At 71.2% G+C, this 11,565-nt stretch carries 14 protein-coding genes; 9 read left to right on the top strand and 5 right to left on the bottom strand.

What is annotated here, in order from left to right; all coding sequences use genetic code 11:
• The coding region (locus HEQ75_RS24055) for a hypothetical protein (RefSeq protein WP_209318749.1) at window positions 1–471 on the bottom strand (471 nt) is incomplete at its 3' end.
• Window positions 472–584: 113 nt separating this feature from the next.
• Between HEQ75_RS24055 and HEQ75_RS24050 the strand changes: the two genes are divergently transcribed.
• Window positions 585–1,298, top strand: coding sequence for a cytochrome b/b6 domain-containing protein (locus HEQ75_RS24050; RefSeq protein WP_168034666.1), 714 nt, complete (start codon window positions 585–587; stop codon window positions 1,296–1,298).
• Window positions 1,299–1,444: 146 nt separating this feature from the next.
• Here HEQ75_RS24050 and HEQ75_RS24045 read toward each other — a convergent pair whose 3' ends face one another.
• Window positions 1,445–1,900 (bottom strand): cytochrome c, encoded by a 456-nt coding sequence (locus HEQ75_RS24045; RefSeq protein WP_168034665.1) that lies wholly within the window; start codon window positions 1,898–1,900, stop codon window positions 1,445–1,447.
• Between the two features lie 179 nt (window positions 1,901–2,079).
• Between HEQ75_RS24045 and HEQ75_RS24040 the strand changes: the two genes are divergently transcribed.
• The 4 genes from HEQ75_RS24040 to HEQ75_RS24025 all read left to right on the top strand — a co-directional run bounded on the left by HEQ75_RS24040 (window position 2,080) and on the right by HEQ75_RS24025 (window position 6,137).
• Window positions 2,080–3,069, top strand: coding sequence for a Bug family tripartite tricarboxylate transporter substrate binding protein (locus HEQ75_RS24040; protein ID WP_168034664.1), 990 nt, complete (start codon window positions 2,080–2,082; stop codon window positions 3,067–3,069).
• A gap of 2 nt (window positions 3,070–3,071) precedes the next feature.
• A complete protein-coding gene (locus tag HEQ75_RS24035) occupies window positions 3,072–4,658 on the top strand; it encodes a GMC family oxidoreductase (protein WP_168034663.1) in 1,587 nt (528 codons plus the stop codon).
• A gap of 72 nt (window positions 4,659–4,730) precedes the next feature.
• Window positions 4,731–5,471 carry an SDR family NAD(P)-dependent oxidoreductase gene (locus HEQ75_RS24030; RefSeq protein ID WP_168034662.1) on the top strand — a complete coding sequence of 247 codons (741 nt, stop codon included), beginning with the start codon at window positions 4,731–4,733 and terminating at the stop codon, window positions 5,469–5,471.
• A 3-nt stretch (window positions 5,472–5,474) separates the two neighbouring features.
• Complete coding sequence (locus HEQ75_RS24025; RefSeq protein WP_168034661.1) at window positions 5,475–6,137, top strand: hypothetical protein; 663 nt, start codon at window positions 5,475–5,477, stop codon at window positions 6,135–6,137.
• 270 nt (window positions 6,138–6,407) lie between these two features.
• Here the strand turns inward: HEQ75_RS24025 and HEQ75_RS24020 are convergent, their stop codons facing one another.
• Window positions 6,408–7,661, bottom strand: a complete 1,254-nt coding sequence (locus HEQ75_RS24020) for an aminopeptidase (protein ID WP_168034660.1) — start codon at window positions 7,659–7,661, stop codon at window positions 6,408–6,410.
• Window positions 7,662–7,677: 16 nt separating this feature from the next.
• A complete protein-coding gene (locus HEQ75_RS24015; RefSeq protein WP_328734819.1) occupies window positions 7,678–8,265 on the bottom strand; it encodes a TlpA disulfide reductase family protein in 588 nt (195 codons plus the stop codon).
• Between HEQ75_RS24015 and argH the strand changes: the two genes are divergently transcribed.
• Genes argH through HEQ75_RS24005 form a run of 3 tightly spaced genes read left to right on the top strand, consistent with a single transcriptional unit; the run spans window position 8,254 to window position 10,432 of the window.
• Window positions 8,254–9,675 (top strand): argininosuccinate lyase, encoded by a 1,422-nt coding sequence (gene argH, locus HEQ75_RS24010; protein ID WP_168034668.1) that lies wholly within the window; start codon window positions 8,254–8,256, stop codon window positions 9,673–9,675. The two genes, HEQ75_RS24015 and argH, sit on opposite strands and share 12 nt — an antisense overlap.
• A complete protein-coding gene (locus tag HEQ75_RS28910; protein ID WP_268887805.1) occupies window positions 9,672–9,797 on the top strand; it encodes a hypothetical protein in 126 nt (41 codons plus the stop codon). The genes argH and HEQ75_RS28910 overlap by 4 nt, the downstream gene beginning before the upstream one ends.
• 20 nt (window positions 9,798–9,817) lie before the next feature.
• Window positions 9,818–10,432 carry a TetR/AcrR family transcriptional regulator gene (locus HEQ75_RS24005; protein ID WP_168034659.1) on the top strand — a complete coding sequence of 205 codons (615 nt, stop codon included), beginning with the start codon at window positions 9,818–9,820 and terminating at the stop codon, window positions 10,430–10,432.
• A gap of 16 nt (window positions 10,433–10,448) precedes the next feature.
• On the opposite strand, the gene HEQ75_RS24000 is transcribed toward HEQ75_RS24005, so the two are convergent.
• Window positions 10,449–10,808: a winged helix-turn-helix transcriptional regulator gene (locus tag HEQ75_RS24000; protein ID WP_168034658.1), complete on the bottom strand. Its 360-nt coding sequence runs from the start codon at window positions 10,806–10,808 to the stop codon at window positions 10,449–10,451.
• A gap of 114 nt (window positions 10,809–10,922) precedes the next feature.
• Between HEQ75_RS24000 and HEQ75_RS23995 the strand changes: the two genes are divergently transcribed.
• A complete protein-coding gene (locus HEQ75_RS23995; protein WP_168034657.1) occupies window positions 10,923–11,531 on the top strand; it encodes an NAD(P)-dependent oxidoreductase in 609 nt (202 codons plus the stop codon).
• The last annotated feature ends 34 nt before the right edge of the window (window positions 11,532–11,565 follow it).

The raw sequence follows: 11,565 nt of genomic DNA, 5'->3' as shown, positions 1-11,565 counted from the left end.
GTTGAAAAACAGCAGCAGGGCCGGGCCCGGCAGGGCCGCCCACCACAGCCCGGCCAGCAGCGCCGCAGCGGCGGCCAGCCTGGCCCAGCGCCCCCCCTGCAGGCCGAGCAGCACCGCGCCCGTCACCACCACGCCCACCGGCACCGCCTGCGCCAGGTCCGGCGCGTTGCGCGGCGCGCCGGCCATCCACCAGCCGACGGCCAGCGCGCCCAGCAGCGCCAGCAGCCGCCCCGGCACGGCCCGCCAGGCCAAGCCCAGCCCGACCAGCGCCAGCACGCCGAGCGCCAGCAGCGGCAGGCGTTCCGGCAATTGCCGGGGGGAGGCCGGCAGGCTGCCGAACACCCAGAGCCACCCGGCCAGCACCCCCGCCCCCAGCGCCAGCCCGCCGGCCATCGGCCAGCGGCGCCCGGCCATCGCCAGGGCCAGCGCCAGCAGCAGGGCGGGGAGGGCAGGGGTGAGGGTTTCGATCATCGCCCCCTTCCTGGCCCCTCCGGCCCTCGCGCCGCAAGCGTCACCGTCCGAAACTTGCCCCGCGCGCCCGGCTCGGGGCACATCGGGGGCGATACGAGTCCCGAGGGAACCCGATGGCCCGCGACAGCACCCCTTCCACCGGCCTGCGCCGGCTCAAGGTCTGGGATCCCTGGATCCGCCTGGTGCATTGGGGCATCGTGCTGCTGCTGCCGATCTCCTGGTGGAGCGCGGAGACGCATCGCTTCGACCTGCATGTGCTGGCCGGCTACACCATGCTGACCCTGCTGCTGTTCCGCATCGCCTGGGGGCTGGTGGGCAGCCACACCGCGCGCTTCCGCAACTTCCTGGCCTCGCCGCTGGAGGGCCTGCGGCACCTGCTGCATTTCCGGCGCCGCGCGCCCGTCGAGATCGGCCACAATGCCGCCGGCGGCTGGATGGTGCTGGTGCTGCTGGGCCTGCTGCTGGCGCAGGCGGGCAGCGGGCTGTTCGCGGATGATGAGATCTTCACCCGCGGCCCGCTGGCCCGCGCCGTGGACAGCGGCACCAGCGCCCTGGCCACGGCCATGCATTTGCGGGTGTTCTGGGTGATCGTCGCCGCGGCGGTGCTGCATGTGCTGGCCATCATCGCCTACCGGGTCCTGCGCGGGCAGAACCTGGTCACGCCGATGATCACCGGGGCGCTGCGCCTGCCGGTGGTCTATCGCGGCCCGGTGCCGCGCATGGGCAGCAACTGGCTGGCCCTGGCCCTGCTGGCCGCCGCCGCCGCCGCCGTCTGGGCGCTGGTGCAATGGGGCGCCGCCCAGGGCAGCGCCAGCGCCTTCGGCTGAGCCGCGTCGGGGGCGGCCCCGGCACAAAACCGGCGGCCGGCCCTGCGGCCGGCCGAGCGGCCGAAGGGCCGCTGCCGCCGATGTGGCGAGCCAAGCCGCCGGCTCGGGGCGCCTTGCCGCGACGCGCCCGGCGCCTGTGGGTCGTCTTACCGCGCCCGGAACTGCTGGTGGCAGGCGCCGCAGGTGCCGCCGGTGCTGCGCAGCAGGTCGGGTGCGATGCTGCCCGCCTGCGCTGCCGTCTTCAGGGTGGCCAGGGCGGCCACCATGTTGTTGGCGCGGGTCTGGAAGCCGGCGCGATCCGCGGCGATGGCGGCCAGCGCGCGGGTCTGGCCCGGCTGGGTGCCCTGCGCCTGCGGCGGGGTCAGCGATTCGGTCGGCACCAGGTTCGGCAGCGTCGCCACGAAGGCGGACATCGCATCGATCCGCGCCGCCAGGGCGCGCGTGTCGCCGCGGGACTGCACGGTCTGCGCGATCGCTTCCATCCCCTGGCCGAGGCCGCGCAGCCCCGCCCGGCGGTCCGCGATCACGTCGCCCTGGGCCAGTGCCGATCCAGCGAAGCCCATCGCAACCAGGGCGCCGGCCGCTCCAATCCATCCACGCATGCGCAAAATCCTTCCCTTGGGGAAACCTTAGGTTGCCCTTGCCCATGCTTCGCCGCAATGGAGGCACCCGGTTACGCCCCCGATGTTTCATCTCGTTGCAAAAGCCCCGGCCCGGGGCCTTGCGCGCCGCCCGGCCGGGGGCGAGGCTCGCGGCAAGAAGATCGGGAGGATCGTAGACCATGTTCATGCGTCGCGGCGTGCTGGGGCTGGCCCTGGCGGCGGGGGTGGCCCTGCCGGCCCTGGCCTTCCCGGACCGGACGATCACCCTGGCCGTGGGCTTCGCGCCCGGCGGCTCCACCGACATCACCTCCCGCCTCCTGGCGGACCGGATGGGCCCGGCGCTCGGTCCGAACGGGCGTGTGGTGGTGGAAAACCGGCCCGGTGCTTCCGGCATCATCGCCAGTGACTGGCTGCGCCGCCAGGCGCCCGATGGCCATACGCTGATGCTGGTGGAGGCGTCCTCCCACGCCCTGGCGCCGGCCGCCATGGTCGGCGGCACGCGCTACGATCCGGTGGCGGACTTCACCCATATCGCCGTGGTCGGCACCGGGCCGATGATCGTCGTGGCCCAGCCCAACCTGCCGGCCGGCTCGCCGGCCGCGATGCTGGCGCGGATGCGGGAAGGCTCGCCCGATGCGCTGCCCTTCGCCTCCTCCGGCGTCGCTTCCATGCCACATCTCTCGGGCGAGCTGTTCGCCAATGTGATGGGCCTGGGCGGGCGCTTCCCGCATGTCGCCTACCGTTCCGGCGGCCAGATGGTGGAGAGCATCGCCAAGGCGGAGACGCAGTGGGGCGTCGCCGTGCTGGCTTCCGCGGCCGGCCAGGTGCGGGACGGGCGGGTGCGTGGCGTGGCGGTGACCGGCCTGCAGCGCTTCCCCTCCTTCCCCGACATCCCGACGCTGAACGAGACGGCGATGCCGGGCTTCGACCTGGAGAACTGGTTCGCGGTGATCGGGCCGAAGGACATGCCGGCGCCGGTGGTGGCGCAGCTCAACGCCGCGATCCAGCAGGCGCTGGGCCAGGCCCAGCTGCGGGAGCGCCTGCTGGTGGCCGGCGTCGCGCCCTGGTCGCGGCCCAACGCCGCGGCCGATGCCAGCGCCTTCTTCCGGGCCGAGGTCGCGAAATTCCGCGACGTGGTGGCCCGCACCGGGGTGAAGCTGGAGCCCTGAGCATGCAGTCCGCCGCCGATGTCATCGTGATCGGCGGCGGTTCCGCCGGCTGCGTCGTGGCCGCCCGCCTGTCGGAGGACCCCGCCTGCCGGGTCCTGCTGCTGGAGGCCGGGCCGCCCGACCGCGACCCCTGGATCCGCCTGCCGATCGGCTACGCGAAGCTCTATGGCAGCGGCCGCTACGACCCGCGCTTCATGACCGAACCCGCGGCCGGGCTGGCGGGGCGGTCCATCCACTGGCCGCGCGGCCGCGTGCTGGGCGGCTCGGGGTCCGTCAACGGGCTGGTCTTCCTGCGTGGCAGCCCGAACGACTATGACCGCTGGGCGCAATCCGGCGCGCGCGGCTGGGCGCATGACGATGTGGCGCCCTTCTTCCGCAAGCTGGAGACGTGGGAAGGCGCGCCCTCCGATACCCGCGGCCGGGATGGCCCGATCCGGGTCAGCGAGCCGAAGCGCCTGGCACCCGCGGCCCAGGCCTTTGTCGATTCCTGCCTGGCCACCGGCCTGCCGCGCTTCGGCGACGTGAATGGTGGCGGCCCGATCGAGGGTGCGGGGCCGGTGCAGTTGAATGTCGGCGGCGGCTTCCGCGCCTCCTCCGCCCGCACCTACCTGCATCCGGCGATGCGCCGGCCGAATTTGCGGGTGGAGACCGGCGTCACGGTGCGGCGAATCGTCTTCGAATCCGGCCGCGCCGTGGGCGTGGAGACCGGGGAGGGGGTGCTGCGCGCGGCGCGGGAGATCGTGCTGAGCGCCGGGGCGATCGAGACGCCAAAACTGCTGATGCTGTCCGGCATCGGCGACGCGGCGGCGCTGGCGGCCTTCGGCATCGCGGCCGTGGCGCACAGCCCGGATGTCGGCCGCAACCTGCAGGACCACCTGATCGCCAAGTTCATCTTCCGCACCCGGCCCTGCGGCACGCTGAACGAGATCATGGCCAGCCGAATCCGCCAGGGCGCGATGGGCCTGGACTGGCTGCTGCGCCGCGCCGGCCCGCTGGCGATCGGCGCCGGTGAGGCGACGGCCTTCGCCCGCATCACCCCGGGCGCGGAGGAGGCGGAGGCGCAGTTCCTGTTCGTGAATTTCTCGACCTTTGACTACAGCAAGGGGCTGCATCCCTTCCCGGGCGTGATGTGGAATTACGGGCCCTGCCGGCCGGACAGCCGCGGCTGGCTGACCCTGGCCTCCCCCGACCCGGCGGACAAGCCGGTGATCCAGGCCAACTACCTCGACCATCCGAACGACCTGCGGATCATGCTCGGCGCCGCCCGCCTGTCCCGGCGCATCGCCGCCAGCCCGCCCTTTGCCGCCCTGATCGAGGAGGAACTGCGCCCCGGCCCGGCCGGCGACAGCGATGCGGCCCTGGAGGACAACATCCGCGCCACCGCCGGCACGGTGTTCCACCCCTGCGGCACCGCGCGCATGGGCACGGACAGCCGCGCGGTGCTGGACCCGGAATTGCGGGTGCGCGGCGTGGCGGGGCTGCGCGTGGCCGATGCCAGCGTCTTCCCGCTGATCCCCTCGCCCAACATCCAGCCGGCGGCGCTGATGGTGGGCGAGCGCTGCGCCGATTTCATCCGCCGCGCTGCCTGAGGCGGTGCCAGAAGCGCCGAAGCGCGGCATCCTGCGCGCCCACCATTCCACGCCCCGAAGGACCAGACCTGCATGAGCGAGACGAAAACCGCCCTGATCACCGGCGCCGGCCGCAATATCGGCCGCGCCGTGGCGCTGGCCCTGGCCGGCGACGGGCTGAACGTGGTGATCAACGGCTCCGCCGACCGCGCTGCCGCCGACTCGGTGGCGGCGGAAGCGCGGGCGCTGGGGGTGCGGGCGCTGGTGGCCATGGGCGATGTCGGCAGCCGGGCGGGGTGCCTGGCGGTGGCGGAGGCGGCGCTGGCGGAATTCGGCACGGTGGACGTGCTGGTGAACAACGCCGCGCTCCGCCCGTCCAAGACCTTCCTGGAGACGACGGAGGAGGATTGGCGCCGGGTGCTGGGGGTCGACATGGAAGCGGCCATCTGGCTGAGCCAGGCCTGCCTGCCGGGGATGCTGGCGCGCGGCTGGGGCCGCATCGTCAACTTCACCGGCATGAACGCCATTCACGGCTATTCCGGCCGGGCGCCGGTGTCCGTCGCCAAGCACGGGCTGTGGGGCCTGACCAAGTCGCTGGGCAAGGAGTTCGGGCCGAAGGGCATCACCACCAACGCCATCTCCCCCGGCCCCATCGCCGCGGATGACGAGGACGAGAACCCGACCGAATACCGCCAGAAGATGGTCGCCCGCGTGCCGGTCGGCCGCATGGGCCAGCCGCGGGAGGTGGCGGCGGTGGTGCGGATGCTGGTTTCCGTCGATGGCGCCTTCGTCAACGGCCAGATGCTGCAGGTGAATGGCGGGACGGAGACGTGACCGATGGCAGAACCTGCCTGGGTTTACAATCTTTTCCGGTGGCAAACTCTCATCGGCTCGTTGATTACCGCCTTTGTTGCGTTTGCCACTATCCTTGTTGTCCGAAGCCAGGTGTTGCAAGATAAGCAGCATGAACAGGAGCGCCTTAAGCGAAAGGCTTTACGGGCTCGGTCCGCTTTGCCATCCATACTCGGTTCACTGTCCCGGCATGTGAGGAACACGTCCCAGGCCATCTCCGAAATATACGATGACGAAGCTGGAACTATAACGCGTGCTAGACTCTTGCAGTTTTCGCCGCCACCGCTGAGTGATTATTTAATTGATAAGATCCACCTTGCCATCGAAGATATAGGTGAGATGTCTGTTGTTGAAATGTTGTATACGATTAGCATTGAACTTCAGATTCTGGAATCGCGCGTCAAAGATGTGCAGGGTTTCGTGGCAAAGGAAAAGGAAAAGGAGACTTGGGATGATTCGCTTGGTTATGTAGTGGCGATCATTAGGCAGGCGGCTCTGATTGATGAGCGTGTGAGCAGGCTACTTGCCTACGCGCGCAATAAAATCGCAAATGTTGACCAAAAAATTACCGAAGCAGACGCGGGGCGGATCTTGACGTTTTTCTCGCAGTCTTATGTTTCATCAAATATTCTCATGCGTCGAATTTAGTTATTCCAACCCTGCTCGTTTTTGTTTTATCGGGCCCTGTCTAGCGGCCAGCTGCAAATCCAGCTCCACCTTCCGCCGGGGCTACGGCCAGCGCTAGGTGCCGCCTCTGCTGCAGTGCCCAACGATGCCGGCTGGCGACGTCCGCGCGCCCACTGTGGCATTAGACTCGGCGCTTTGGTGGGATCTACCAAAGCACCAGCTTTTGCCGGCTTGAACGCACGGAGTCCGCACTGGTGATGCATTAAAGGGGTATACCAAGAAGGACTGACCCTACACCCCGACGAATTCCCCGCCCCGCATCAGCGGCTCCACCGCGCCATCCTTGGTGACGCCGTCGATATCCAGCGCGCCGCTGCCGATCATCCAGTCGATGTGGATGAGCGAGGCATTGGCGCCGCGTTCCGCCAGCCGCTCCATCGGCACCCCCGCCGAATCCCGCAGGCAGGTGGTGTAGGCCTGGCCCAGGGCGATGTGGCTGGCGGCGTTCTCGTCGAACAGCGTGTTGCGGAACAGCAGGCCGCTGGCGCTGATCGGGGAGGAATGCGGCACCAGCGCCACCTCCCCCAGCCGGGCCGCGCCCTCATCCGTCTCAAGCACCTTCCGGAGCACTTCGGCGCCCTTGGCGGCATTGGCCTCGACGATCCGCCCCTCCGCGAAGGTGACGCGAATATCCTCGATCAGCGTGCCCTGGTAGGCCAGCGGCTTGGTGGAGCGCACGGTGCCGTCCACCCGCAGCCGGTGCGGCGTGGTGAAGACCTCCTCCGTCGGGATGTTCGGGTTGCAGACGATGCCGTTCTTCGCCGGCTCCGCACCGCCGGCCCAGAGATGCCCATCCGCCAGCCCGATCACCAGGTCGGTGCCCGGCCCGCGGTAGCGAAGCTCAAGAAAATCCTTGTCGTTGAGGTACGTCGTGCGGGCGTGCAGCCGGGCATTGTGGGCCGCCCATTCCGCCACCGGGTCCGCGACATCCACCCGGCAGGCGGCGAAGATCGCATCCCACAGCCGGGCCACCGCCTCGGCCTCCGGCAGGCCGGGGAACACCTCCTTCGCCCAGCCGGGCGTCGCGGCCGGGACTAGGTTCCAGTTGATGGCGAAGCTGGTGATGAGCTCCAGCGCCGGGCGATAGGCGATGGAGCGCGCGCGGTTGGCGCGGGCCACCTTCTCCGGGTCCTGCTGCGCCAGCAGGGTCGGGCTCTCGCCCACCACCGCCAGCCGCGCCGCGCCGCCGCGGAAGGCCTCCGCCATGCCCTGGAACAGCCAGCCGGGGGCGGTGTCGAAGGCCTCCGGCGCCGCATGGCGGTAGCGGGCCAGCGCCACCTCGTCATCGCCGATCAGCGGCGTCACCAGCGTGGCGCCGGCCTGGTAGGCGTGGGTCGCGATGCGGCGCACCAGGGGCAGCGCCTCCACCGGCGCGGTCATCACCAGTTCCTGCCCCGGGCGCAGGTTGAGCCCGACCCGCACGGCGAGCGCCGCCAGCTTGTCGAGCCGCGCCTCGAAGGTGGCGGCGAGGGAATCGTCGGGCATGATGCGTGGTCCTGTCTCAGCTGCGCGTCGTCGTCGTCGTCGGGGCCGGGGTGCGGGTCAGGCGGCGGATGGCGGCGACGGCGGCCGGCGCATCCCATGCCGCCTCCCCCATCAGCCGCGCCACCTCCTGCCCGTGCCGGTCGATGACCAGGGTCGTCGGCAGCACGCGGACCTGCAAGCCCCGCCCGGTGGCGCCGCGCGGGTCCAGCCAGATGCCGAGGTGGCGGAGCCCGGTGCGCTCATAGAAGGGCGCCACCTGGGCGCGCCCGCCGCGGTCGTTGGAAAGCGCCAGCACGGCGATGCCATCCTTCGCCACCTGGGCCTGCAGCCGGTCCAGCGCCGGCATCTCCGCCACGCAGGGCGGGCACCAGGTGGCCCAGAAATTCACCACCAGCCCCTGGCCGCGGAAGGCCTCGAATCCGGTCGGCCGGCCTTCCGCATCGGTGAAGGCCAGCCCCTCCGGCAGCGGCACCGGCTGCGGGTGTTCCACCAGCCGCTGCAGCCCGGCCGCCGCGGCGGCTTGGCGCGGGGGGGGCGCGGCGAGTAGGGTCGCGCCGGCTGCGGCGCCCAGCAGGGCGCGGCGGCCCCCGAAATTCCTCTGCACCGAAAGACCTCCTCCGTGACCGAACCGCGTGCGAGCAACGACCTCTGGGGCGGGCGCTATGCCGAAGGCCCCTCCGCCATCATGCGGGAGATCAACGCCAGCATCGGCTTCGACCGCAAGATGTGGCGCCAGGACATTTCCGGGAGCCTGGCCCACGCCGCCATGCTGAAGCATGTGGGTATCATCAGCGCCGAGGACGAGGCTTCGATCCGCCAGGGCCTGGCCGATATCGCCGCCGAGATCGAGTCCGGGGCCTTCCCCTTCAGCGACGTGCTGGAGGATATCCACATGAACATCGAGGCCCGGCTGACGGAACGGATCGGCGAGGCCGGCAAGCGCCTGCACACCGCGCGCAGCCGCAACGACCAGGTGGCGCTGGATGTGCGGCTGTGGACGCGGGACGCGATCGACGGGCTGGACCGCCAGATCGCCGATGTCATGCGCGCCCTGGTCGCCCGTGCGGCGGAACATGCCGGCACGGTGATGCCCGGCTTCACCCATCTGCAGCCCGCCCAGCCCACCACCTTCGGCCACCACCTGCTGGCCTATGTCGAGATGCTGTCCCGCGATCGCGGGCGGCTGGCCGACTGCCGCAGGCGCCTGAACGAGAGCCCGCTGGGCGCGGCGGCGCTGTGCGGCACCGGCTTCCCGATCGACCGGCACATGACGGCGGCCGCACTCGGCTTCGACGGGCCGATGCGCAACAGCCTGGATGCCGTCGCCTCCCGCGATTTCGCCGCGGAATTCCTGTTCGCCTGCGCCATGTGCGTCACCCACCTGTCCCGCCTGGCGGAGGAGGTGGTGATCTGGACCAACCCCTATTTCGGCTTCGTGAAGCTGTCCGATGCCTTCACCACCGGCAGTTCCATCATGCCCCAAAAGCGCAACCCGGATGCGGCGGAACTGGTGCGCGGCAAGACCGGGCGGGTGTTCGGCGCGCTGGTCGGCATGCTGACCGTGCTGAAGGGCCTGGCGCTGACCTATGGCAAGGACATGCAGGAGGACAAGGAGGGCATCTTCGATGCCGCCGAGACCCTCGCTTTGTGCCTGGCGGCCACCGGCGGCATGGTGCGCGACATGGTGCCGCAGCCGGAGCGGCTGAAGGTCGCCGCCGGCGCCGGCTTCTCCACGGCCACCGACCTGGCGGACTGGCTGGTGCGGGAGCTGAAATTCCCCTTCCGGGACGCCCACCACGTGACGGGCAAGCTGGTCGCGATGGCGGAGGCGGCGGGGGTGGACCTGGCGGGGCTGACACTCGGGCAGATGCAGCAGGTGGAACCGCGCATCACCCCGGGCGTCTTCGACGTGCTGACGGTCGAGGCCTCGGTCCGCTCCCGCACCTCCTTCGGCGGCACGGCGCCGGAGAATGTGGCGCGGATGGCGGCCGAATGGCAGGGGAAGCTCGGATGAGGCTGCTGCTCGCCCTGCTGCTGGCGGCCGGCATGCTGGCCGCCTGCGGCCGCGCCGGCTCCATCCGCCCGCCCGGCCCGCCGGACCAGGTCACCTTCCCGCGCGGCTATCCCAGCCGCTGAGGCGAGGCTAGGAGAGGCGGATGTCACGCGACGACACATCCGCCGACCTCGCCGCCCGCCGCGGCTATCACCATGGCAATCTGCGGGAGGCGCTGCTGGAAGCGGCGCGGCGGCTGACGGCGGAGCGCGGGCCGCACGGCTTCACCATGGCGGAGGCCGCCCGCCTGGCCGGCGTGTCCGCCTCCGCCCCCTATCGCCACTTCAAGGATCGCGACGCGCTGCTGGCGGCGCTGTGCCGGCGCGGCTTCGCCCTGTTCGGCGCCCGGCTGGGCCAGGCCGCCGAGGCCGGCGGGCTGACCGCCATGGGCCATGCCTACCTCGCCTTCGCGCGGGAGGAGCCGGGCTACTACGGCGCCATGTTCGACTGGCGCAGCCTCCGGCGGGAGGATTCGGGGGACAGTTTCGGCGCCCTGGTCTCGGCCATCGCCCGGCTGCTGCCGCCGGCCGGGGCTGGGGATGCGGCGCCGGGCCGGGCTCGGCTGCTGGCGCTGGAGGTCTGGGCGATCTCCCACGGCGTGGCGGGGCTGGAGCGGGCCGGGATGCCGCCCCCCGGCCCGGGCACCCCGCCGCCGGAGGCGGTGCTGGAGGATGCGGTGGCGCGCATCCTCGGCCTGCGCCCCGCACCCGCGGCGTGACCGGAGTCGAGAGGGATCAGGCCGCCTGGTCGTAGCGGGCCTGCGCCGCCTGCACCGCGGCGATGTGCTGTTCGGCCCAGTCGCGCAGCAACTCCACCCGTTCCGCCAGCGTCGCGCCCAGCGGGGTGATGGCGTATTCCACCGTCACCGGCACGGTGGGGAAGGCGGTGCGGCGCACCAGCCCGTCGCGCTCCAGCCCCTTCAGCGTCTGCGACAGCATCTTCTGCGACACCCCCTCGATCCGCCGGCGCAGGGCGTTGAAGCGCAAGGGCCCCTGCGCCAGCAGTGCCAGGACCAGCACGGCCCATTTGTCGGCGATCCGGTCCAGCACCAGGCGGGTGGGGCAGTTGGCGGCATAGGTGTCGGGCACGAGCATGGCGGTCTCCACCGGGTAACCAGGTGAGCCAAAGGTGCCTTCTTTGCAGCAACACGTCAAAAGGGCATCTGGTTTCCATTGGATACCACTCCGGGATCCGAGGAGACACAGACCATGCGCATCGCCCTCATTGGCGCCACCGGCCGCGCCGGCAGCGAGATCCTGGCGGAGCTGTCCGCCCGCGGCCACGCCGTGACCGCCATCGTCCGCAATCCGGGGAAGGTGCCGGCCCTGCCTGGCGTCACCGCCCGCGCGGGCGATGCCGGGGACCGCGACGGCCTCGCCGCCCTGCTGGCCGGGCATGAGGCCGTGGTCAGCGCCGTGCACTTCCTGCACAGCGACGCGGCGGTGCTCATCGGCGCGGTGCGGCAGGCGCAGGTGCCGCGGTACCTGGTGGTGGGCGGCGCCGGCAGCCTGGAGGTGGCGCCGGGCCTGCGGCTGATCGACATGCCGGATTTTCCCGCCATCTACCGCGCCGAGGCCGAGGCCGGGGCCGCCTTCCTGGAACGCCTGCGGCAGGAGAAGGCGCTGGACTGGACCTTCCTCTCGCCCTCCGCCCTGTTCTTCGAGGGGCCGCGCACCGGCCGCTTCCGCCTGGGGCGGGACAAGCTGCTGGCCGATGCGCAGGGCAGTTCCATCTCCTTCGCCGACTATGCCATCGCGATGGTGGATGAGATCGAACATCCCGCGCACCCGCGCGCGCGATTCACCGTCGGCTACTGAAGCGGCGGCTACTGAAGCGGCGGCTACGGGAGCC

It is taken from the genome of Falsiroseomonas selenitidurans (assembly GCF_012103215.1).
Classification (GTDB): domain Bacteria; phylum Pseudomonadota; class Alphaproteobacteria; order Acetobacterales; family Acetobacteraceae; genus Falsiroseomonas; species Falsiroseomonas selenitidurans.
The sequence above is the reverse complement of the archived record's forward strand: the minus strand, read 5'-3'. Positions and strand labels throughout refer to the sequence as shown.